The following is a 21,352-nucleotide window of genomic DNA, read 5'->3' as shown; positions in this document are numbered from 1 at the left end:
CCATGTTCACCCAGCCCGCCCAGCCCCAGCTGCTCAGCGTCATCGTGCCCTGCCGAAACGAGGCTGCGCACATCGATGCTTTTTGCGACAGCGCCCTGCAGCAGCAATTGCCCCCCGGCTGGCAGATGGAAGTGCTGGTGGCTGACGGTTGCAGCGATGACGGCACGCGCGAGCGGCTGCAGCAGCGCTGCGCGGCCGACCCGCGCCTGCGCTGGGTGGACAACCCAGGCCGCATCGTCTCCACCGGGCTCAATGCCTGCCTGCGCCTGGCGCGTGGCAGCGTGGTGGCACGGCTGGATGTGCACACCCAGTTTGCACCCGACTACCTGGCGCAGTGCCTGGCGGCGCTGGAACGCACCCGGGCCGACAACGTGGGTGGCCCCTGGGTGGCCGAAGGGCGCGGTGCCATGGGTAGTGCCATTGCTGCCGCCTTCCAGAGCCGCTGGGTGGTGGGCGGGGCGCTGTCGCGCGATACAGCCTACGAAGGCCCCGTAGACACCGTGTACCTGGGATGCTGGCCCCGCGCCACGCTGGAGCGCTTTGGCGGTTTTGACGAAACCCTGGTGCGCAACCAGGACGATGAGTACAACCTGCGGCTGCGCCTGGGCGGCGCGCGCATCTGGCAAAGCGGGCGCATCCAGTCGAGCTACCGCCCCCGCGATTCGCTGCGCCACCTGTTTGCCCAGCAACGGCAGTATGGCTACTGGCGGCCCTTCGTCATGCGCAAGCACGGCCAGCCGGGCTCGGTGCGGCAGCTGGTGCCAGCGGCCTTTGTGGCCGCGGTGCTGGGCTTTGTTGCCATCAGCCCCGTCAGTGCATGGCCACTGGCAGTGCTGCTGGCAGCGTATGGCGGCTATGTGGGCGCAGCCTCGGTGCTGGCCGCCCGCGCTGCAGGCCAGTGGCACACCCTACCGCGCCTGCCGGTGGTGATTGCGGCCTACCACGTCGCCTACGGCCTGGGCACCTGGCGTGGCCTGTGGGATGTGCTGCGGGGCCGCCAGCCCTCGGCCCAGTTTGCGCGCATCACGCGCTAAAGCCTGTACCCAACCGCAGCACGCCTCCCCATGAGCCTCGACCCCTCCCACGAACCCGCCGCCGTGCAGGCCCGCTACGCCCGGCGCAATGCGGTGGCCGACGCACAACACTACAGCCTGTACGCCAGCGCCTCGGCCCTGCAGGCGCAGCAAGAACGGCTGCGCGCCATGGTGCAGCTGTGGCGCACGCACGGTTGGCACAGCCTGGCGGGCCTGCACATCACCGAAGTGGGCTGCGGCACTGGCGGCAACCTGCACGACCTGGTGCGCCTGGGCGCAGCGCCCCAGCGCCTGCAAGGGCTGGAATTGCTGACCGAACGCGCCGCCCAGGCCCGTGCCACCTTGCCCGCCACACTGGCCATCCACGCGGGCGATGCGGCCAGCGCCACCATCGCCCCTGGCAGCCAGCAGGCTGTTCTCGCGTTCACCCTGTTCAGCTCGCTGCTCGACGCCCCCTTCCGCATCGCGCTTGCGCAGCAGATGTGGCAGTGGGTGGTCCCCGGTGGCGGCGTGCTGGTGTACGACTTTGTCGTCAACAACCCGCGCAACCCCGATGTGCAGGGCGTGCCGCTGGCCGAAGTGCAGCGGCTGTTCCCGCAGGCCCGGCTGCATTCCCGCCGCCTCACGCTGGCACCGCCCGTGGCGCGCCGCCTTCCCGGCGGCATGATTGCGCCTTGCGCCGCGCTGCTGCCCTTTTTGCGCACCCACCGCCTGACCTGGGCGGTGAAACCAGCCCTCAGTACGGGGCCTACCGCTTTACCGTCATGAAAATCACTGTTATCGGCACCGGCTATGTGGGTCTGGTCACTGGCGCTTGCCTGGCAGAAATGGGCAACCAGGTGGTCTGCCTCGATCTGGACGCCCAGCGCATCGCCGCGCTGAACCGGGGCGAAATGCCCATCCACGAGCCCGGCCTGGGCGATGTGGTGGCGCGCAATGCCCAGGCCGGGCGACTGCGCTTTACCACCGACATCGACACCGCCGTGGCGCACGGCCTGCTGCAGTTCATTGCCGTGGGCACACCGCCCAGCGAGGATGGGTCGGCCGACCTGCAGCATGTGCTGGCCGCTGCACGGGCCGTGGCCGAACGGATGCAGAGCTACAAGCTGATCATCAACAAAAGCACGGTGCCCGTGGGCACGGCCGATGCTGTGACGAAGGAGGTAAAGCAGGTGCTGGCCGCACGCGGGCTAACGCCCGACTTTGCCGTCGTGTCCAACCCTGAGTTCCTCAAAGAAGGCTCTGCGGTGCAGGACTTCATGCGGCCCGACCGCGTGATCGTGGGCAGCGACAACGAGCACGCCACCGCCCTGATGCGCACCCTGTACGCCCCCTTCATGCGCAACCGCGAGCGGCTGATCGAGATGGATGTGCGCAGTGCCGAGTTCACCAAATACGCAGCCAACGCCATGCTGGCCACGCGCATCAGCTTCATGAACGAGCTGGCCCTGCTAGCCGAAAAGCTGGGGGCAGACATTGAGCAGGTGCGCACCGGCATCGGCACCGACCCGCGCATTGGCACGCACTTTTTGTACGCGGGCACCGGCTACGGCGGCTCGTGCTTTCCCAAAGATGTACGCGCCCTGATCCAAACGGGCGAAAGCGCGTGCCAGCCGCTGCAGATTCTGCAAGCCGTGCAGGCGGTGAACCAGCGACAAAAGCAGGTGCTGATCGACAAGATCGTCGCCCGCTTTGGCCCCGACTTGCAAGGCCGCCGCTTTGCCCTGTGGGGCCTGGCCTTCAAGCCCGGTACCGATGACATGCGTGAAGCGCCCAGCCTGAAGGTGATAGAGCAACTGCTGGCGCGGGGTGCCGAAGTGGTGGCCTATGACCCGCAGGCCATGCTGCAAGCGCAGGCCGTGCTGGGCCCACGGCCGCACCTGTACTATGCACCCCAAGCCGATGCGGCCCTAGCGGGCTCGGATGCGCTGGTCATCGTCACCGAGTGGAAGGAATTCCGCAGCCCTGACTTTTCTCACATGGCCGCCACACTCAAGCACCCGGTGGTGTTTGATGGGCGCAACCTGTTTGAGTCAGACACGATGCGCAGCGCTGGGCTGGAGTACTACCCTATTGGACGGGCTGCGGTGTCATCCGTCCCCCCTCAACATTCCTGATCACCATGTCTTCCGCTTCCACCACACCCTTCCTCCCCTTCGCCCGCCCTGACATTGGCGACGCCGAAATCGCCGCCGTGACCGAGGCCATGCGCTCCGGCTGGGTCTCTACAGGCCCCGTCACGCGCCAATTCGAACAGAACTTTGTGGACTACCTGGGTGGCGGGCTGCAAGGCGTGGCTGTCAATTCGGCTACGGCCGGGCTGCATCTGGCGCTGGAGGCCCTGGGCATTGGCCCGGGAGATGAAGTGATTGCGCCCACACTCACCTTCACCGCCACGGCGGAGGTAGTGCGCTACATAGGGGCCGATGCGGTGCTGGTGGATGTGGACCCTGTCACTCTGAACATCGACCCCGCCAAAATCCGCGCCGCCATCACGCCCCGCACCAAAGCCATCATGCCCGTGCACTACGGTGGCCTGGCGTGCGACATGGATGCGATCCTCACCATCGCCAAAGAACACGGCTTGAAGGTGGTGGAAGACGCGGCCCACGCATTACCCACCACGTGGCGCGGCACGCTGGTAGGGCAGCTGCAGTCTCATGTGACGGTGTTCAGCTTCTACGCCAACAAGACCATCACCACTGGAGAAGGCGGCATGGCCGTAACGCGCGACGCAGCCCTGGCCCAGCGCATGCGCGTGATGCGCCTGCACGGCATGAACCGCGATGCGTTTGACCGTTTCACTTCCAAAACCCCGGCGTGGTACTACGAGGTCGTTGCGCCAGGCTTCAAGTACAACATGACGGACGTAGCCGCCGCCATGGGCGTAAAGCAGCTGGCGAGGTTGCCGCAATTCTTGCAACGGCGTCAGACACTCGCCCACCGGTATCACGAACAGCTCGCACAACTACCGCTGACCTTGCCCGCCAGCGCGCCACACGGCGACACCCATGCCTGGCACCTGTACGTCATCCGGCTGAGAGCCGATGCACCGCTGGGGCGCGACGAGGTCATCCAGGCACTGTCGGATCGGGGGATCGGTACCAGTGTGCACTATGTCCCCCTACACCGACACCCGTACTGGCGCGACCGGTATCAGCTGACCCCCACGATGTTTCCTGTGGCCGATACAGCCTACCAGTCGATGCTCAGCATCCCCCTGTTTACTGCCATGAGCGACAACGACCAGGAACGTGTGATTGAAGCGTTGCACGAGGTGCTGGGCTGACCATGCCCAAGCGGTTGTTCGACCTGGTATTTGCTGCGCTTGGGCTGGTATTGCTCACACCTTTGCTGCTGGCGGTGGCGCTGTGGGTGGTTTGCGACTCACCCGGCCCTGCGCTCTTTCGGCAACAGCGCGTAGGACGGGCAGGCAAGCTGTTTCACATCTACAAGTTCCGCACCATGCACCAGCGTGCAGCGGCTCATGGCCCCGCCATTACGATCGGTGCAGACGCCCGCATTACGCGCGCCGGTTACTGGCTACGGCGTACCAAAGCAGATGAACTGCCGCAGCTGGTGAACGTATTGCTCGGCCAGATGAGCCTCGTCGGCCCCCGGCCTGAAGTGCCTCACTATGTCGCGCTTTACCCCAGTGACCTGAGGGAGCTGATACTCAGTGTGCGTCCGGGCATCACAGACCACGCATCCATCGAATTTCGCGACGAAAGCACTTTGTTGGGCCAAAGCAGCGACCCCGAGCGCACGTATGTCGAAGAGATTCTCCCCGTCAAGTTGCGCTACGCGGCACAATACGCCCGCTCGCACACGCTGTGGGCGGATCTGAAAATCATCGCCAGAACCATATCTGCGCTTTGGAGCGCCCCCCCGTCCGGGGGCAGAGGACCTTCAGGCAGTGCGTAACCGATAAAATCAACGGTTCGGCTGAACGCAGCCCTCCACTCCAAGCTCCGCACCGACGGCACCTATGTCAGACCAAATCCACGCCCCCGCACCCCAGGACGACAACCAGCTCATCGCCGAGCGCCGCGAAAAGCTCCGCGCTCTGCGCGAAGCCCAGGCCAACGGCGGTAGCGTTGCTTTCCCCAACAACTTCAAGCCCGCCCACAAGGCGGCGCAGTTGCACCTGGAACACAGCGCGGCCACCAACGAGTCGCTGGAAGCCACGCCGGTGAACGTTTCCGTGGCTGGCCGCATGATGCTCAAGCGCGTGATGGGCAAGGCCAGCTTTGCCACTATCCAGGACGGCTCGCTGGGCGAGGTGGGTGGCCGCATCCAGCTGTATGTGACCCGCGACGCCGTGGGCGAAGATCTGTATGCGGCCTTCAAGCACTGGGACCTGGGCGACATCCTGGGCGCCGAGGGCACGCTGATGAAGACAAAGACTGGCGAGCTGTCGGTCAAGGTGACCAGCCTGCGCCTGCTGACCAAGAGCCTGCGACCGCTGCCGGACAAGTTCCACGGCATGGCCGACCAGGAGCAGAAATACCGCCAGCGCTATGTGGACCTGATCACCGACGAGCAGGCCCGCAAGCGCTTCGTGGCCCGCAGCAAGGCCGTGAGCGGCCTGCGCGAGTTCATGGTGAGCCATGGCTTCCTCGAAGTCGAGACGCCGATGCTGCACCCCATTCCGGGCGGCGCCAATGCCAAGCCGTTTGTCACGCACCACAACGCGCTAGAGCAGGAGATGTACCTGCGTATTGCGCCTGAGCTGTATCTCAAGCGCCTGATCGTGGGCGGTTTTGAGCGTGTGTTCGAGATCAATCGCAGCTACCGCAACGAAGGCATCTCGGTGCGCCACAACCCCGAGTTCACCATGATGGAGTTCTACGCGGCGTACTGGAATTACCTGGATCTGATGGACTTCACCGAAACGCTGATCCGTGAAGTGGCGCTCAAGGCCACTGGCTCGCTGCAGATGACCTACCAGGGCCGCGCGGTGGACCTGTCCCAGCCGTTTGCCCGCCTGACCATCCGCGAAGCCATCTTCCAGTACACCGAAGCCGGCGCCCATGTGGACGATGCAGCATGGATCATCAGCGCGCTCAAGAAGCTGGGAATGACGGAAGAGAAGGACAAGCTCTCCACCCGAACTCTGGCCAGCCTGCAAGTGCTGTACTTTGAAGAAACGGTGGAAGACAAGCTGTGGCAGCCCACCTTCATCATGGAGCACCCGACCGAGATCTCGCCGCTGGCGCGTGCGAACGACAACCGCCCCGAGGTGACCGAGCGCTTTGAGCTGTACATCACGGGCCGCGAGTTCGGTAATGGCTTCAGCGAGCTGAACGACGCCGAAGACCAGGCCGCACGCTTCCACGCCCAGGTGGCGGCCAAGGACAGCGGCGACGACGAGGCCATGTTCTACGACCACGACTTCGTGCGCGCACTGGAATACGGCATGCCACCGACGGGGGGTTGCGGCATCGGCATTGACCGCCTCATGATGCTGCTGACAGACAGCCCCAGCATTCGCGACGTGATCCTGTTCCCTGCGCTGCGCCGCGAGTCCTGAGGCCTGGATTTGCCCTGGGGGCGGTCTTGACCGTCCTCGCCCCCGGCACCAAGGAGACACACCGTGCCCTTCAGCTCCAGCAACGCCCCCTACCCTGCCAACGAGCCCCTGCCCTCGGGCAATGCTTTTTCGGTGCTGGTGGTCGAGGACCAGGGCTCCGTGCGCGCGGCGCTGGTGGCCGAACTGCGGCGGGCGGGTGTGTCCGACATCTTCGAAGCGCCTGAAGGCCAGGCCGCGCTGCATCTGTTCAAGACACACCGGCCGGACCTGGTGTTACTGGACATCAAGCTGCCAGGCCAGGACGGCTACTGGGTAGCGCAGCAGATGCGCGAGAGCGAGGCCGGCGACTGGACACCTATCATCTTTCTGTCGGGCCTGGACAACGAACTGGATGTGTGGCGCGGCATCGAGGTGGGCGGCGACGACTACCTCGTCAAGCCGGTCAAACCCATCGTGCTGATGGCCAAGCTGCGTGCCATGCGGCGCCTGCTGGACATGCGCCGACGGCTGGTGTCGATGTCTGCCGAGCTGCATGCTGTCAACCAGCGGCTCAATGAGATGGTGGAAATAGATGCCCTCACCGGCCTCGTCAACCGCCGCGGGTTCGACCGCATCCTACACAACGAGATCCTGGCCGCACGACGCGACGGAACGCCGCTCACGCTGATGCTCTGCGATCTGGACCACTTCAAGCTGTTCAACGACGCCAGCGGCCACGTGCAAGGCGATGCCTGCCTGAAGGAAGTGGGCCGCCTGCTGCGCGAAGTCTGCGTACGCCCCCGGGACGTGGCCTCGCGCTATGGCGGCGAGGAATTCGCCCTCATCCTGCCCAACACGCCCCGCTCCGGCGCGATGACGTTTGCGCGCGCGCTGGGGCAGTTGCTCAAGGTGCGCGCCATTCCGCACGCGGGCTCCCCGCTGGGCGACACGCTGACCCTGTCGGGCGGCATCACCACCTGCGTGCCCGATGACAGCACCAACGCCGAAAGCATGATCATGCGGGCCGATCAGGCGCTGTATGCCGCCAAGGCGCAGGGCCGCAACCGCTTTTTCAGTTTTGAAATGCAGATGGACACCCTGGAGCAATTACGCCATTGAGTTTCTTCCACTTTTTCTCGTTTGACGCGACCGAACGCAACGCACGTACCGCCGTCTCCCGCATGCAAGTTCTGAAAACCCGACTGCCTGAGTGGATGCAGGACTGGCTCGAAGTCATCATCCCCGGCTCGCAAATCCTGCTGATCCTGTTCGCAGCCTGGTTGCTGCAGCGCACGCTGCGCCGTTTGGTACGCCGCGCCAGTGCGCACTACCAGCTGCCCAATGAGCTGGTGGTGCCCATCAACGGCCTCATCCGGTGGATCATCATTGCCAGCGCGCTGCTGCTGGTGCTGGAGCGCATGGGGGTATCCGCCACGGTGCTCTGGACTGCGTTCACCGGGTTTGCCACGGTGGGGGCGGTAGCGTTCTTCGCGGCCTGGAGCGTGCTGTCCAACCTGTTTTGCGCGCTGCTGATCTTCACCGTGCGGCCCTTCAAGATTGGCGACTACATCGAGGTGCTGGACACTGCTGAAAAGCCGGGCGCGAAGGGACGGGTGGTGGACATCAACCTGCTCTACACCACACTGGAAGACCACGGCGCAACATCCGGCCACGTGGCTTGGCTGCAGATTCCGAATGCGCTGGTGTTCCAGCGCGTGGTGCGCCGGTTTCAGGGGGTGCCACCGCCCCCTGCCCCACCCACACCACCGGCTACCGCCGCGGATGCTGTAGCCAACGCCTCCCCGGCCGCACCGACGCCGGTGACGCCAGGGCCTTTCAACACGCCTTAGCGGTGAAGGGGCAGCGCCGCGCGGGACGGCGCCGCACCCAACGCCTCATTACCAACCAGGTCAGGGCAACAGGTCGAGCGCCTGCAGGTAAGCAGGCTGGTACATGAGTTCGTCCCAGGCCTGCGGCAGGGTTTCGGGCAGCAGCGCCAGGCGGCGGGATTCGCTGTCCACACTCGGCTGCCAGCGGCCTTGCTGCTGGGCCTTTTCCAGGCCTTCGATGAGTTCGTCCACGGCCTTGCCATCCCCCACGCTCTGGTTGCACAACAGCACCAGGTCGCAACCTGCCTCCAGCGCCGCCACAGCGGCATCGGTGTAGCTGACCACCTGGCCGTCCAGTCGGCGGGCCCCTTCCATGCTGAGGTCGTCGCTGAAGATGGCGCCGTCAAAACGCATCTCGCGGCGCAGGATGTCTTGCAGCCAGCGCTGCGAGAATCCTGCGGGGCGGCTGTCGACCTTGGAGTAGATCACGTGGGCCGGCATCACGCTGGTGAGCGTGCTGCTGAGCCAGGGGTACGGCGCTGCATCGTCGGCCAGGATGGCCTTGAGGCTGCGCTTGTCCACAGGAACTTCAGTGTGCGAATCGGCCTTGACGAAGCCGTGACCAGGGAAATGTTTGCCGCAGTTGGCCATGCCCGCCTGCAGCAGGCCGTGCATGAGGCTCTTGGCGAGCAGCGCCACTACGCGAGGGTCGCGGTGGAAGGAGCGGTCGCCGATCACGCCACTTTCGCCCCAGTCGAGGTCCAGCACCGGTGTGAAGCTGAAGTCCACGCCGCAGGCGCGGAGCTCCGCGCCCAGTACATAGCCCGCCGCCGTGGCTGCGTTGGTGGCACGCAGGGCACCGCTGCCGGGCACGGCCTTGGCGCCCTTGCCGTCGTCCATCCACATCTCGCCCAGCGCGCGCATGGGCGGCAGATGGGTGAAGCCATCGGTGCGAAAGCGCTGCACGCGGCCGCCTTCGTGGTCCACACAGATCAGCAGGTCGTCGCGCACGGCCTTGATGCTGCTGGTGAGCTGCAGCAGCTGCGCGCGGTTTTCCCAGTTGCGGGCAAACAGGATGACGCCACCCGTGAGCGGGTGCGCCAGGCGGCGGCGGTCATCGGCGCTGAGGGTGGTACCAGCGACGTCGAGGATCAGAGGTGCGTGTTCAGTCATGGAAGGTTTCAAAGGGCAATTGCTACTCAATGGACAGCTATCAGCGCATATCAATCCAGCGCTTCAAGGTGATTGGGTTTGAATTTTCTCCACCACACAGAAGCTGGCGGCGTAGTCGGTCTCGTCAGTCACGCTCAGGTGCGCCTGCAGGCCCTGGGCCTCAAACCATTCCTTGAGCGCGCCGTGCAGCACGATGACGGGCTGGCCGCTGCGCAGCTTGGCGACCTCGCAGTGGCGCCAGGTCATCGGCATCCGCATGCCTAGGCCAATCGCCTTGCTGAAGGCCTCCTTGGCGGAGAACCGGGTGGCCAGGTAGCGCAAGCCCCGGTCGGGCCAGCGCGCGCTGCGTTCGCGCCAGGTGGCCAGTTCGCCATCGGCCAGCACCTTTTCTGCAAAACGGTCGCCGTGGCGGGCCAGGCCGGCCGCGATGCGGCGCACGTCGCAGATGTCGGTACCGATGCCGTAGATCATGGAATTTCAACAAAAATGGCTGCAAGCGCTAGTGCAATATGCAGTTGCAGCTATCAAATCAGGAGTCTCCAGCAACCGCAAACCCCTGTGCAATGCAATCCAGGTAGGCCTGTACGGTGGCTGTGTAGCCCAGCTCCAGCGCATCGGCGATCAGCGCATGGCCGATCGAGACCTCGAGCACGCCCGGCACTTCGCGCACAAAGGCCGCCAGGTTGTCCCGGTTGAGGTCATGGCCCGCATTCACGCCCAAGCCTGCATCCAGCGCCGCCTGGGCGGCTGCAGCGTAGCGTTTCAGCTCCACCGCCTGCTGCGGCGAGCCCCAGGCGGCAGCATAGGGCTCGGTGTACAGCTCCACCCGGTCAGCGCCCACCGCCTTGGCGGCGGCCATCTGCTCGGGCACCGGGTCCATGAAGAGACTCACGCGCACGCCCAGCGCCTTGCATTCGGCCACCAGGGGCGCCAGGCGCTCGGCATCTTTCGGAAAACTCCAGCCGTGGTCGCTGGTGAACTGGTCCTCGCTGTCGGGGACAAAGGTCGCTTGGTGGGGGCGCACCTGACGGATGAAGTCCATCAGGTTCTGCGAAGGGTTGCCCTCGATGTTGTATTCGCGCTCGGGCCAGGCCTTCATCAGCGTTGCCAGCTCAAACACGTCCTGGCGGCGGATATGACGCTCGTCGGGGCGGGGGTGCACGGTGATGCCCTGGGCCCCCGCCTTCAGGCACAGCTCGGCCGCGCGGGTGACGCTGGGAATGCCCAGATGGCGCGTGTTGCGTAGCAGGGCCACCTTGTTGACGTTGACGGACAAGGCGGTGCGCTGGAGGGAACGGGAGGATGGGTTCATAGGGCCTGCAAATCGATCATGAGCTGGCGGGTGCGCAGCGTCGGGCTACCGCAATGGTATTGCAGCAGGGCACGCAGCTGCGGCTTGAGTTCAGCTGCCACGGGAGCGCAAGCGCGCAAGGTGGCCGTGTAGCTGGCCACATCATCCAGGCCACGCTGCAAGGCCCGCCACTGGCTGCCTGTCAGGCTTGCGCGGTCTACGGCGGACGCAGCGCGCAAGCCGCCCTCGGGCACCAGCGTGTAGCGGGTGTCGGGCTTCAGGGGGTCGAAGGTCATCGTCTGCACGTCCAGGCTGGGCAAGAGGCCGATCTCGCGCAGAAGCAGCAGCTCGAAACTGCGCAGCACCGCCTCCAGTGCATCGCCATGTTCGCTGGCCAGCACGCGCACCACGCCCGCATAGGCATCAAACAAGGCTGGGTGCGGGTCTGCACGCGCCAGCAGGCGCAGCAGCAGTTCGTTGAGGTACATGCCCGACAGCAAGGCATCGCCGGTTGGCATCACATGCCCGCCCACCCATTCAGCGCCCTTGAGCGTATGGATGTCCGCATGACCATCGCCCGTGAGCGTGTAGGTCACCAGCAAGGGCTGCAGCGGCAGCAGCACCGGGCGGAAGTTGGAGCTGGGCTTCTTGGCCCCTTTGGCCACCAGAGCAGTTCGCCCTTGCTGGCGGCAGAAGACCTCCAGGATCAGGCTGGACTCGCTCCAATCGTAGCTGTGCAGCACGAACGCAGGCTCATCGGAAACGCGCTTGGCTACGGCCACGGTACTGCAGGGATGGAGGGAGGGAAAGGATCGCCTGTGACGCCTGCTGCGGTGTGCGCGAGCAGCAGGAAGGGAGCGTTAGCGTTCGGGATTCACTCGTAGCCGAAGGAGCGCACCCGGGCTTCGTCATCGGCCCAGCCGGAGCGGACCTTGACCCACAGCTCCAGGAACACCTTGGCGTCCATGAGTTTTTCCAACTCCTGGCGGGCCTCGGTACCAATGCGCTTGAGGCGCTCGCCCTTGTCGCCGATGACCATCATCTTGTGGTTCTCGCGCTCCACCACGATGGTGGCGGCGATCTTGACCAAGCGCTTGTGCTGCTTGCTTTTTTCCTCGTCAAATTTGTCGATGACCACGGTCGAGGTGTAGGGCAGCTCGTCGCCCGTAAAGCGGAACAGCTTCTCGCGCACCGTTTCGGACGCCAGAAACTTCTCGCTGCGGTCGGTCAGTTCATCCTCGCCATACCACCAGGGCTGCTCGGGCAGGTATTTGGCGCAGATGCCGAACAAGCGCTCGATGTCACCCTTGTTCTTGGCCGACATGGGCACAAATTCGGCGAACGGATGGCGCTCTTGCATGCTCTTGAGCCAGGGGGCCAGCTCGGCACGGCGATGCACCATGTCCAGCTTGTTGGCCACCAGCAGCGTGGGGATGCCGGGCTTGAACAGCGACAGCACCTTGGCGTCGGCCAGGGTGAAATTGCCAGCCTCGACCACAAAGAGGATCAGATCCACGTCGCCAATCGCGCCCATCACGGTCTTGTTCAGCGACTTGTTGAGGGCGGTGGCGTGCCGGGTCTGGAAGCCCGGGGTGTCCACAAAAATGAACTGCGTCTGATCCAGGGTACGGATGCCCGTGATGCGGTGGCGCGTGGTCTGCGCCTTGCGCGAGGTGATGCTGATCTTCTGCCCCACGAGGGCGTTGAGCAGGGTGGACTTGCCCACGTTGGGCTTGCCCACAATGGCGATCACGCCGCAGCGTTGGCCGTGCACTGCAGCGGGAGCTCCGGCCGCAGCCAGCATGGCTTCGAGATCATCTTGCACTGGGGCGCTTTCAGCGCCGTCGTCAGCTGCTACATCTTTGGTAGCGTCATTCATAAATTTTTTGCTTTCAATGTGGCCAGCATGGCCGCAGCAGCGGCTTGTTCGCCCGCCCTGCGGGACCCGCCGATGCCACGCTCGGTCAGGCCCAGTTCGGGAATATCGCATTCGACGTCGAAGGTCTGGCGGTGAGCTGCCCCCACCGTCGCCACCACCTTGTACTGCGGCAGCTTCATTTTGCGGCCCTGGAGCCACTCCTGCAACGCGGTTTTCGCGTCCTTGGACGCTGCCTGCATCTGCGGATTGATCTCCACACCCTGGAAAAGGCGGTGCACCAGGGCTTCTGCGCTGGCATAACCAGCGTCCAGATACACCGCACCGATCAGGGCTTCCAATGCGTCCGCCAGGATGGAGGGCCGCTGCTGCCCGCCCGACTTGGCCTCGCCCTCGCCCAGACGCAGCACCTCGGACACTTTGAGCCGCACAGCCAACTGGTGCAGCGTGTCTTGCTTGACCAGATTGGCCCGGACGCGCGAAAGATCACCCTCCGGCAAGGCCGACAGCCGCTGGTACAACAAACTGGCCACCGCCAGATTCAAGACGGAATCGCCCAAGAATTCAAGCCGCTCGTTGTGGTCGGCCGAGAAACTGCGGTGCGTGGTGGCACGCTGGAGCAGCGAGGGATCAGAAAATACATGCTGCAGGCGACCCTGCAGCGCCAAGAGACCGGCCTGCACCTAGTTGGTCTGCGCTTCAAGGCGGTAGACCAGATAGGCTGGACCCGCCAGGGGGATCTCGCGCGAATATTTGAAAGAAACGATCACCTTATCGCCGCGCTTAGTCACTTCGAGGTCAGAGCCTTTGATGGATGTGATGTCGTCAATAGCCGCCGCGCGGTCGAAAGCAGCGCGCACACCGGGCACCGTCGTCTCCACTTTGGCTTTCTCGATGGCCTTCTTAGCTGCGCTGTACTCCAGAAAGATAGGCACGGACTGCCCGCCGATAGCAAACGCGGCCACGGCGATCAACCCCACAAAAATCAGTCCAAAAAACGACAACCCGCGTTGGCGCGAGCGGCTAGCGATGCGATGTGTCTTCATTAATGATCCCCTCAATATTGTTGGCAATCGCCCGTGCTCAATGGAACGAGCCGATGCGCTTGAGATTACCGAAATTCATCCAGACAAAAAAGGCCTTACCCACAATGTTGCCCTCTGGCACGAACCCCCAGTAACGGGAATCCAGTGAGTTGTCGCGGTTGTCACCCATCATGAAGTAATGCCCCTCCGGCACCTTGCAAGTGACACCTTCCACACTGTAGCGGCAGTTTTCACGATAGGCAAAATTGCTAGCGCCTTGTACAAAGGCGGGCACATCGGGGTTGTTCAACAACCGGTGCGGCTGATCACCCAGTTGCTCTTCGAACTGCTTGAAGTACCGCATCGAATCTTCTTCAAAGAAGTCGGGCAAGGCTTTAGTATCTACCGCTTTCCCATTGATGGTGAGGCGCTTGTTGATGTAGGCCACCTCGTCGCCCGGCACACCCACCACCCGCTTGATGTAGTCCATGCTCGGTTGTGGCGGGTAGCGAAACACCAGCACATCGCCACGTACGGGCCGGGTGCCTTCCGTCAGCCGTGTGTTGATGACCGGCAGCCGGATACCGTATGTGAATTTGTTCACCAGAATCAGATCACCGACCAGCAGGGTCGGGATCATGGAGCCCGACGGGATCTTGAAGGGCTCGAACAGAAACGAGCGCAAAAAGAAAACGGCCGCAATCACGGGGAACAAGCCCGCCGTCCAGTCCAGCCACCAGGGTTGCATGAGGATGCGGCCCTTGGCTTCCTGCACATCCACGTCCACCTTCTGGATCCCCATGCGATCCAGTTCTGCGCGCCGCTCGGCGGCTGCATCCTCAATGGCCTGGGCTGCACGCCGCCGGCGAGGGTGAAAATAAATACGCTCCGCCAGCCAGTAAACACCGGTGACGACCGTCGCAAGGAACAGGAGCAGCGCAAAGTTGCCCTCGATCGCCCCGGTGTACCAGGCACCGATGTAACCCACAAAGGCCGCCAGCACCAGCGACGTCAAAATTTGCATGAACTGCATTAGTCTTCCACCTGCAAAATGGCCAAAAATGCCTCCTGAGGCACCTCGACCGATCCAATCTGTTTCATGCGCTTCTTGCCGGCCTTCTGCTTCTCCAGCAGCTTGCGCTTGCGGGTAATGTCGCCCCCATAGCACTTGGCCAGCACGTTCTTGCGCAGCGCCTTGATGGTTTCACGGGCAATGATGTTGGCGCCGATGGCGGCCTGAATCGCCACATCGAACATCTGGCGACTGATGATCTCGCGCATCTTGGCCGCCACCGCGCGGCCACGGTAGGCCGACTGGCTGCGGTGGACGATGATGGACAGCGCATCGACCTTTTCTCCGTTGAGCAGGATGTCCACCTTCACCACATCGGAGGCGCGGTACTCCTTGAACTCGTAGTCCATGGACGCGTAGCCGCGCGACACGGACTTGAGCTTGTCGAAGAAGTCCAGCACGATCTCGCCCAGCGGCAACTCGTAGGTCAACATCACCTGGCGGCCATGGTAGGCCATGTTCAACTGCACGCCACGCTTCTGGTTGGCCAGCGTCATCACAGGGCCCACGTATTCCTGCGGCATGTACAGATGCACCGTGACGATGGGCTCGCGGATCTCCTGGATACGCCCCTGCTCCGGCATCTTGGAGGGGTTCTCCACCATGATGACTTCGCCGTCACCCTTGACCACCTCGTACACCACGCTGGGCGCGGTGGTGATCAGGTCCTGGTCGAATTCACGCTCCAGACGTTCCTGAACGATCTCCATGTGCAAGAGGCCCAGGAAGCCGCAGCGGAATCCGAAGCCCAACGCTTGCGACACCTCCGGCTCAAAGTGCAGCGAGGCGTCATTGAGCTGGAGCTTTTCCAGCGCGTCGCGCAGCTGGTCGTATTCGCTGGCTTCAGTCGGGTAGAGACCGGCGAACACCTGGGGCTGGATTTCCTTGAAGCCGGGCAGCGCCTGCTCGGCCGGGCCCAGGTTGTTGGGTAGCTTCTTTTCCAGCGTGATGGTGTCGCCCACCTTCGCGGCCTTCAGCTCCTTGATGCCCGCAATGATGTAGCCCACCTCGCCGGCATTGAGGGCGTCGCGCGGTGAGTTGGCAGGCGTGAACACACCCAGGTTGTCAGCGTTGTAGGCCGCACCCGATGCCATCATCTTGATGCGCTCGCCCTTGAGCAGGCGACCATCCACCACGCGCACCAGCATCACCACGCCGACGTATGGGTCGAACCAGCTGTCAATGATCATCCCACGCAGTGGGGCATCGGGATTGCCACGAGGTGCTGGCACCTTCGCGACGATCAGCTCCAGGATTTCATCAATGCCCATGCCCGTCTTGGCCGAGCATGGGATGGCATCCGTGGCATCGATGCCGATGACATCCTCGATCTCAGCCTTTGCGTTGTCGGGGTCGGCCTGTGGCAGGTCCATCTTGTTGAGCACGGGCAGCACTTCGACACCGAGATCCAGCGCGGTGTAGCAGTTGGCCACAGTCTGTGCCTCCACCCCTTGCGATGCATCCACGACCAGCAGTGCGCCCTCGCACGCAGACAACGAACGGCTGACCTCGTAGGAGAAGTCCACATGGCCCGGTGTGTCGATCAGATTGAGGTTGTAGACCTGCCCATCGCGCGCCTTGTAATGCAGCGCAGCGGTCTGCGCCTTGATGGTTATCCCACGCTCTTTTTCGATGTCCATCGAGTCCAGGACCTGGGCCTCCATCTCACGGTCTGCAAGACCTCCACACCGCTGGATCAAGCGGTCGGCCAGCGTCGACTTGCCATGGTCGATGTGCGCAATGATGGAAAAATTTCTGATGTGATTCATCAACGGAAAGCGTCAAGTGATTGAATTAAAACAGCGCGCACAAGAAAAAAGGGCGCGTCGAGTGGCGACGCGCCCTGAACCAACAATCATTGGCAACTGCGATAGTTGGAGCTTCATTGTAGGCAAAAAGGCCAACTGAAAAAGCCCACCCTCCGGTATCTGAGGGAAGTTGCCATGGTGCAACAGGGATTTTATACACAGTTTATGCACAGCCCACACACAAACAACGCTGAACAACTTGTGGGCGAGCTGTGGATCAACTGTGCATTGCACAAAAACATCCCACATCGTGAACACAGAGCCGGTCGATATGCAGATAAGCGTTGAACGCCAGCCTCTATTCTATCGAAAGTGGTTGATGGCCCTTTAAAAAGTTAGCAAAAGCTAACATCTAGACTCATTGCGGCGCCAGCGATCGACCTGTCAAAAATTCAGCGATCACGGCAAAGTCCCCCATTCTGAGTAGGGAATCGCCCCGGGCGGAGCCACTCCCCTCAGACCTCCGCCTCGCTCACTTGCCAGGACGAATCAGCGCATACTGCGCCCACTCGCCGCGGCGGTAGAGCACATTGATAGCCTTGCTCTTATCGGCCTTGGACAACACGGACTCGAACTCCTTCACGCCCGAGACTTCCGTGTTGGCCACCGACAAAATGATGTCCCCTTCGCGCAGGCCCGCGCGTGCAGCAGCATCCGTAGCGGCAGCCACCACCACACCGCCCTTGAGCTTGAGCTCTTTCTTCTGGGCATCCGTCAGGTCGGTCACAGACAAACCCACCTGCTGCGCAGCGGCCGAGGCCTTGGGCTTCTCTTCGCGCTCAGCCACTTTGGTCGCTGGCTTATCTGGCTCGATCTCAGCAATGGTGATCGCTAGATCACGCGAGGCACCGCGACGGAACACCGTGACGGAGCTGCGGTTACCCGGCTTAGTGTTACCAACCAAGCGCGGCAGGTCTGCCACTTTCTCAATGGGCTTGCCATCAAACCGCGTGATGATGTCGCCCGCCTCCACGCCGGCCTTGTCGGCAGGCGATCCGGCCTCCACCCCCGTCACCAAGGCTCCTTGCGCCTTGCCCAGACCAATCGATTCGGCGACGTCCTTGGTGACTGGCCCGATCTGCACGCCGATGCGGCCACGCGTCACGCGGCCCGACGCGCGCAGTTGATCACTCACACGGATGGCTTCATCCATGGGAATTGCGAATGAGATCCCCATGAACCCCCCCGAGCGGGAATAGATCTGGCTGTTGATGCCAACCACCTCGCCCCGCATGTTGATGAGCGGTCCTCCAGAGTTCCCAGGGTTGATGGCCACATCCGTCTGAATGAAGGGGAGGTAGTCGCCCGTGTCCCGCTGCTTGGCGCTGACGATGCCTGCCGTCACCGTGTTCTCCAGCCCAAAGGGTGAGCCAATCGCCATCACCCATTCACCCACGCGGAGCCGGCTCACGTCGCCCACCTTGACCGCAGGCAGTCCGGACGCCTCGATCTTCACCACCGCTACATCGGTGCGTTTGTCGGCGCCCACGATACGCGCCTTGAACTCGCGCTTGTCGGTCAAAGTCACGATGACTTCATCGGCACCATCGACCACGTGCGCATTGGTCATCACGAACCCGTCCGACGTCAAGATGAACCCCGACCCCACGCCGCGTGGCTGAGCCTCTTCCTCCTGCTGGGGTCGTTGGGGCCGCTGCTGCCGCGGGACGTTGGGGATTGGAACACCAAACCGGCGGAAGAATTCGAGCATCTCTTCGTCCATGCCGTTGGCATTGGACCGACTGGACACTTTCTCGACCGTGCGGATGTTGACCACCGAAGGCCCCACCTGATCCACCAGATCAGTGAAATCAGGCAGGCCTCGAACCAGTGGTGCAGGCTGTGCCAACGCCGCATGGGGCGCTAACGACATAGTGGCCAAACCACCCATCAGGCATGCCACTGCCACCGAACGCAACATACTTCCATCAAACTTCGGCATCTTCGACCTTTCTTGATTCTTGGCGAATGCTGTTCACGAATTGTGTGTGACTGTGAAGAGTGTGACGCCAAATGGTTCCCGGGATGCGTGGCCACCACCATGACCCCACGACGATCCACAGGTCCACGAGCGATGGGCCCACCGCTTCGGTCCCACAGCACCGGTCAGCGCAGGCGCTCCAGTTGGCCGACAAAGAGGCGCAGCGTCTGCAGTGGCACTTCACCCACCGCAGTCAGCCACATGTCTGATGGCCCACGTTGGGCCAGCAACTGGGTGGCTCCCATGCTGGACACCTGGGGCTGCGCGGGATGGCGCTGGGGGTCAAACGGCTCGACGAAAAGCGAGACCGAAGCCAACCCATCGGAGTAAAGACACTGCAAGACACTGGGGGCGTCCGGCGCGTCGGATACCGCCCTGCGATGGCAACTGACAGGCACAAAACCCGCCACCGGCTGGCGCAAGGTCCAACCTTCGGCCTTGGCCGTGGTCTTGACGACGGAAGGTGCGACCACCTTGTAACCCGAGGTCGCATCCATCAGACGCGACAGCTGCTCCACCTTCACCGGCGCGTTGAGGTCCAGTTCGGAAAAAGCCGCCTGCTCCAGCACCCGACCGTCCGCCGCCAGCGTCTGCAGCTTCACCACCAGCCCGGTCTCCCGCTCACTCCAGAGCCGATAACCAAAGCGCAGAGTGTCCGCGGGCTGAAACGAAACCACATCCGACATGAAGCCCGCCACCCGCTCCTGGCCCAGCAGGCGGGGTGTGTAAAACTGGGCAATCGACGTTCCGCTGACGACAGGTACGCGCGGAAAGAGCCCGGACGTATCACGACGGTCTGACCGAACGACGCGCACCTGGGGCAGAAAGGTACGAACTTCATCATTGCGACGATAGACCGTGCGCGGTGTACCACTGAGCGACTCCACCCGCTCCAGCTGTTGCTGGCCGTCGCATGCATGCCAGATGCGTGAGCTGGACATGGCGCCGTTGGCTGACAACACCACGAACGTACCGGCATAAGCGCGGCTGCAGGGCGCGCTGTGCATGCGCTCAATCCACTGCGCCATGTCGCGCTCTGCCGGTGCACTGGCAGATGATTCAGCGGGGCCAGCCACCGCAGGAAGTACGCTCAGTCCGCAAAGTGCCGCCGCGATCAGCGAGCCAAACCAACGAACCCGGGAAATTCCAAAGACCTTCACTACTCCAGAGGGGTTCATCACACGATCTCAGCGCCAGAAATTGCCATCCACGGTTCAGCGGCCAGGGGTCTCAAACGTCGCGTTGCGCAAAAAGCCCGCCGGCATCTGCAGGGCCGATGTACTGCCAAACTGCTTGTGGGCGGCCAGCAACTCGTCCAAACGGGGGTCGCGGATCATCACTTGCTGACCGTCTGCGTCTGCAACGGCCACCACAGGCGCGCCTTGCGCCGTCGCGCGCTCGGGGGAAGATGCGGCCAGTTGCGCCCCCGGCCCGCCGGCACCCTGGAGTTGGGAGAACGAGGTCCAGCCTATGGCCGCCACGGCGGCCAGCGATGCAAAACCCGCCACCATCTTCCAGCGGAACACCGAAGCATTGGCGGCCTCCGGCAAGTGAGCTGCTACATGGTCTAGTGGGTCCAGTTCAGCCGGAGCCTGAGGGCGCTGTGGCGGCGCTTCCTTGGCAAGCTCGTCGCGCAAACGGGATAGAAATGCTGGATTGACTGGCCGGGCCAGGTCAGAGGAGCGCAACACATCGCCCACAAGGTGATACACCCCCCAGGTGTCTCGTCCTTCATCTTCCGCCGCCCAGGCCAGCGCAGCGGCGAACTCGTCACCATGGAGCTGACCGTCTGCCAGCGCCGACAACTGCTCGCTTCGCACTTCGCGCAAGTCAAGTTCTGCCGGGGTATTGATACCTGTTTCTGCCTTGTTCATTCGATCACCTCACCACCGTTTGCCCGACTGGTTTTCGAGCAAGGGACGCACTTTGGCCGAAATGGCTTCGCGCGCCCGAAAAATTCGAGACCGCACCGTACCTATGGGACATCCCATTGCGGTTGCAATTTCTTCGTAACTGAGCCCCTCAATCTCTCGCAGCGTGACCGCTTGGCGCAGATCGTCAGGCAAGGCCTCCATAGCTGCGTTCACGACCTGCGCAATTTCTTGGGCCGCAAGAACAGTCTCTGGAGTTTCGTCGCTGGTTAGTTCGTGTCCAAGGCGGGAAGTTTCATCTTCATCCTCGGAACCCCGGAAGGCATTTTCAGAAATGACCGGGTTGCGCTTCATGTCCATCAGCGCCTTTTTGGCAGTGTTGACGGCAATCCGGTACAGCCAGGTGTAGAACTGGGCGTCGCCACGGAACTGGTGCAGCGCCCGATAGGCGCGAATGAAGGTTTCCTGGGCAATGTCCTGGACCAAGTCCGTGTCACGCACCATACGTCCGATGAGTCGCTCGATGCGACGCTGGTACTTGATGACCAGCAATTCATAGGCGCGCTGGTCGCCCGCTACCGTGCGCTCCACCAGTTGGAGATCGCTGTCTTCGGAGGGGGAAGGCGGAATTACAGTCATGGATACTCAGGATTCACGCCCTGCAACAGCTTGCCGGGCGGTTTCGTCAGCGTTGTCAACGCCCGATCTGGCGCGCGAATATACCGCACGGCGCAAGTCCATCCAGCGCTCAGGCTGGCTGGAGCGCTCCAGCCATAACCACTGGGCCGAATGCCCTATGGGCACGATGCGCACCCACAGGTGCACCTGCAGATCCAGCAAGACCTCCGGAGGGACAGAAAGCGCCAGTGGCCCACTAAAG

At 63.0% G+C, this 21,352-nt stretch carries 21 protein-coding genes; 8 read left to right on the top strand and 13 right to left on the bottom strand.

All coding sequences use genetic code 11. The annotated features are described in order from the left end of the window. The first annotated feature begins 2 nt into the window (after positions 1-2). The 8 genes from ACT531_RS09000 (at position 3) to ACT531_RS08965 (ending at position 8,396) form a co-directional block, all read left to right on the top strand. Positions 3-1,034: a glycosyltransferase family 2 protein gene (locus tag ACT531_RS09000; RefSeq protein ID WP_476017198.1), complete on the top strand. Its 1,032-nt coding sequence runs from the start codon at positions 3-5 to the stop codon at positions 1,032-1,034. A gap of 30 nt (positions 1,035-1,064) precedes the next feature. Further along, complete coding sequence (locus tag ACT531_RS08995) at positions 1,065-1,802, top strand: class I SAM-dependent methyltransferase (protein ID WP_476017197.1); 738 nt, start codon at positions 1,065-1,067, stop codon at positions 1,800-1,802. Next, the gene (locus ACT531_RS08990) at positions 1,799-3,151 is read left to right on the top strand and encodes a UDP-glucose dehydrogenase family protein (protein WP_476017196.1); all 1,353 of its coding nucleotides are present in this window, start codon (positions 1,799-1,801) and stop codon (positions 3,149-3,151) included. Before ACT531_RS08995 ends, ACT531_RS08990 begins: the two co-directional genes overlap by 4 nt. A 5-nt stretch (positions 3,152-3,156) precedes the next feature. Further along, positions 3,157-4,323 carry a DegT/DnrJ/EryC1/StrS family aminotransferase gene (locus ACT531_RS08985; protein WP_476017195.1) on the top strand — a complete coding sequence of 389 codons (1,167 nt, stop codon included), beginning with the start codon at positions 3,157-3,159 and terminating at the stop codon, positions 4,321-4,323. Positions 4,324-4,325: 2 nt separating this feature from the next. After that, positions 4,326-4,958: a sugar transferase gene (locus ACT531_RS08980; protein ID WP_476017194.1), complete on the top strand. Its 633-nt coding sequence runs from the start codon at positions 4,326-4,328 to the stop codon at positions 4,956-4,958. A gap of 64 nt (positions 4,959-5,022) precedes the next feature. After that, positions 5,023-6,567 (top strand): lysine--tRNA ligase, encoded by a 1,545-nt coding sequence (gene lysS, locus ACT531_RS08975; protein WP_476017193.1) that lies wholly within the window; start codon positions 5,023-5,025, stop codon positions 6,565-6,567. A 63-nt stretch (positions 6,568-6,630) separates the two neighbouring features. Continuing rightward, positions 6,631-7,665 (top strand): GGDEF domain-containing response regulator, encoded by a 1,035-nt coding sequence (locus ACT531_RS08970; RefSeq protein ID WP_476017192.1) that lies wholly within the window; start codon positions 6,631-6,633, stop codon positions 7,663-7,665. Between the two features lie 62 nt (positions 7,666-7,727). Then, positions 7,728-8,396: a mechanosensitive ion channel family protein gene (locus tag ACT531_RS08965; RefSeq protein ID WP_291441529.1), complete on the top strand. Its 669-nt coding sequence runs from the start codon at positions 7,728-7,730 to the stop codon at positions 8,394-8,396. Between the two features lie 60 nt (positions 8,397-8,456). Here the strand turns inward: ACT531_RS08965 and nagZ are convergent, their stop codons facing one another. From nagZ to rpoE, 13 genes are all read right to left on the bottom strand, one after another. Further along, positions 8,457-9,548, bottom strand: coding sequence for a beta-N-acetylhexosaminidase (nagZ, locus tag ACT531_RS08960; RefSeq protein ID WP_295940502.1), 1,092 nt, complete (start codon positions 9,546-9,548; stop codon positions 8,457-8,459). Positions 9,549-9,611: 63 nt separating this feature from the next. After that, on the bottom strand, positions 9,612-10,019 hold the full coding sequence (gene acpS, locus ACT531_RS08955) for a holo-ACP synthase (protein ID WP_422849088.1): 408 nt from the start codon (positions 10,017-10,019) through the stop codon (positions 9,612-9,614). A gap of 58 nt (positions 10,020-10,077) precedes the next feature. Next, positions 10,078-10,860 carry a pyridoxine 5'-phosphate synthase gene (locus tag ACT531_RS08950; protein WP_476017191.1) on the bottom strand — a complete coding sequence of 261 codons (783 nt, stop codon included), beginning with the start codon at positions 10,858-10,860 and terminating at the stop codon, positions 10,078-10,080. Beyond that, a complete protein-coding gene (recO, locus tag ACT531_RS08945; RefSeq protein WP_476017190.1) occupies positions 10,857-11,621 on the bottom strand; it encodes a DNA repair protein RecO in 765 nt (254 codons plus the stop codon). Before recO ends, ACT531_RS08950 begins: the two co-directional genes overlap by 4 nt. 92 nt (positions 11,622-11,713) lie before the next feature. Continuing rightward, a complete protein-coding gene (gene era / locus ACT531_RS08940) occupies positions 11,714-12,718 on the bottom strand; it encodes a GTPase Era (protein ID WP_476017189.1) in 1,005 nt (334 codons plus the stop codon). Next, the gene (gene rnc / locus ACT531_RS08935; RefSeq protein WP_015013199.1) at positions 12,715-13,398 is read right to left on the bottom strand and encodes a ribonuclease III; all 684 of its coding nucleotides are present in this window, start codon (positions 13,396-13,398) and stop codon (positions 12,715-12,717) included. Before rnc ends, era begins: the two co-directional genes overlap by 4 nt. Then, positions 13,399-13,761 (bottom strand): DUF4845 domain-containing protein, encoded by a 363-nt coding sequence (locus tag ACT531_RS08930; protein WP_422849084.1) that lies wholly within the window; start codon positions 13,759-13,761, stop codon positions 13,399-13,401. 37 nt (positions 13,762-13,798) lie between these two features. Then, on the bottom strand, positions 13,799-14,773 hold the full coding sequence (lepB, locus tag ACT531_RS08925; RefSeq protein ID WP_476017188.1) for a signal peptidase I: 975 nt from the start codon (positions 14,771-14,773) through the stop codon (positions 13,799-13,801). Then, positions 14,773-16,581 (bottom strand): translation elongation factor 4, encoded by a 1,809-nt coding sequence (gene lepA, locus ACT531_RS08920; protein WP_476017187.1) that lies wholly within the window; start codon positions 16,579-16,581, stop codon positions 14,773-14,775. The genes lepB and lepA overlap by 1 nt, the downstream gene beginning before the upstream one ends. Before the next feature lie 511 nt (positions 16,582-17,092). Then, positions 17,093-18,562, bottom strand: coding sequence for a DegQ family serine endoprotease (locus tag ACT531_RS08915; RefSeq protein WP_309825526.1), 1,470 nt, complete (start codon positions 18,560-18,562; stop codon positions 17,093-17,095). A 164-nt stretch (positions 18,563-18,726) separates the two neighbouring features. Further along, complete coding sequence (locus ACT531_RS08910; protein ID WP_309825529.1) at positions 18,727-19,779, bottom strand: MucB/RseB C-terminal domain-containing protein; 1,053 nt, start codon at positions 19,777-19,779, stop codon at positions 18,727-18,729. A 36-nt stretch (positions 19,780-19,815) separates the two neighbouring features. Next, positions 19,816-20,475: a sigma-E factor negative regulatory protein gene (locus ACT531_RS08905; RefSeq protein ID WP_309825531.1), complete on the bottom strand. Its 660-nt coding sequence runs from the start codon at positions 20,473-20,475 to the stop codon at positions 19,816-19,818. 9 nt (positions 20,476-20,484) lie between these two features. Then, on the bottom strand, positions 20,485-21,111 hold the full coding sequence (rpoE, locus tag ACT531_RS08900; RefSeq protein WP_015013192.1) for an RNA polymerase sigma factor RpoE: 627 nt from the start codon (positions 21,109-21,111) through the stop codon (positions 20,485-20,487). Positions 21,112-21,352: the final 241 nt, after the last annotated feature.

The sequence above is a fragment of the Acidovorax sp. DMC1 genome (assembly GCF_056314325.1).
This window is presented reverse-complemented; position numbering and strand designations above follow the sequence as displayed.